Source organism: Vibrio sp. D173a, from assembly GCF_030248475.1.
Map to the genome: position 1 here is coordinate 1 of NZ_JAHGAH010001620.1, position 1,100 is coordinate 1,100.

At 44.8% G+C, this 1,100-nt stretch carries 1 protein-coding gene and 1 pseudogene; one reads left to right on the forward strand and one right to left on the reverse strand.

Annotation, left to right across the window (positions count from 1 at the left end):
* A partial coding sequence (locus KIV40_RS35170) for an MATE family efflux transporter (RefSeq protein ID WP_285354116.1) occupies nt 1-747 on the forward strand: 747 nt, incomplete at its 5' end.
* An 84-nt stretch (nt 748-831) separates the two neighbouring features.
* Here KIV40_RS35170 and KIV40_RS35175 read toward each other — a convergent pair.
* Nucleotides 832-1,100 (reverse strand): annotated as a pseudogene (locus KIV40_RS35175) (DHHA1 domain-containing protein); the annotation flags it as partial.

Genomic DNA, 1,100 nt, shown 5'->3' on the forward strand with positions numbered 1-1,100 from the left:
GTATACCTCTATTTGTGTATTCGATTTGAGAACTGCATTGAAGTGTCGCTGAACGCTTTCGGCTCTGACTTTTCACGCAATGTAGTTAATCACTTTAAAGAGATATTCCCCGTCGCTGCGAATGTCACCATGCTGTCGATTGGCGCGACCATTTACCAACTGCTTTACACGCAGCTTAATATCAACGCTTATGTAGCGATTACCTTGGTCATGCCTTGGATTCGCGCTGGGACCCAGTTTATTACCGCTTGGGCTCACTCGTCTGCTATCACAATCAGCCAAGCGATTGGTTCAAAGCAGATGACCGATCTAAGAAAGAATGTTGATGCCAGTATCGATATCGCGGTGATCATCTCGATTCTGTCGATGTTCTTCTTTATCGCACTGAGTTTCTTCATTGGTGATATCTATCCCGATCTGGATAGCGCAACCTATGACGCTCTAACGGTGATTGCACCTCTCTATATCTTTCTGCCGCTTGTCCGAGGCTACAACACAGTTCACGGCCACGTATTGAGAGCATTAGGTCAAACCACGGCAGTATTTAAGATTAACTTCACCGGTCAATGGATCGTTTCGATTCCACTGTGTGCTTTGATCATTTTCGGATTCGATGGCTCTATCTTCTGGGCATTCGCGATTCAACCTTTCGAAGAGATGGTCAAGGCGCTGCCGTTTAGACATCTCGCGAGAAAACACCTTAAAGAGTTTGATGAAGAGAAAGCTAAAAAACTGATGTACGACTAACTCACAGTAAATCTCAGTTTTTTAAAAGAACAATGCCCTATTTCGCTATGAACATAGGGCATTTTTTATCTTGTATTGATGACACTAGCTGAGTGTTAATCGAGGCCGAATCAACTCATAAAGATAGGCAAGTTCATCGGCCATTTTGAACCGCTGATTAATCACACCACCCGCCATATGAGCGTGACCGCCACCATAACCCAGACCTCGATCATTGAGTGCCTCTCGTACAACCTCAGCGACGTCATTGTCTTCACACTCTGAACGGAGAGAAACAAACGTCCTCTGATACGATCTCGCGCTCAATACCACGATGTCGATCTCATCAACCGTCAATAGAAAATCTCCAAGAA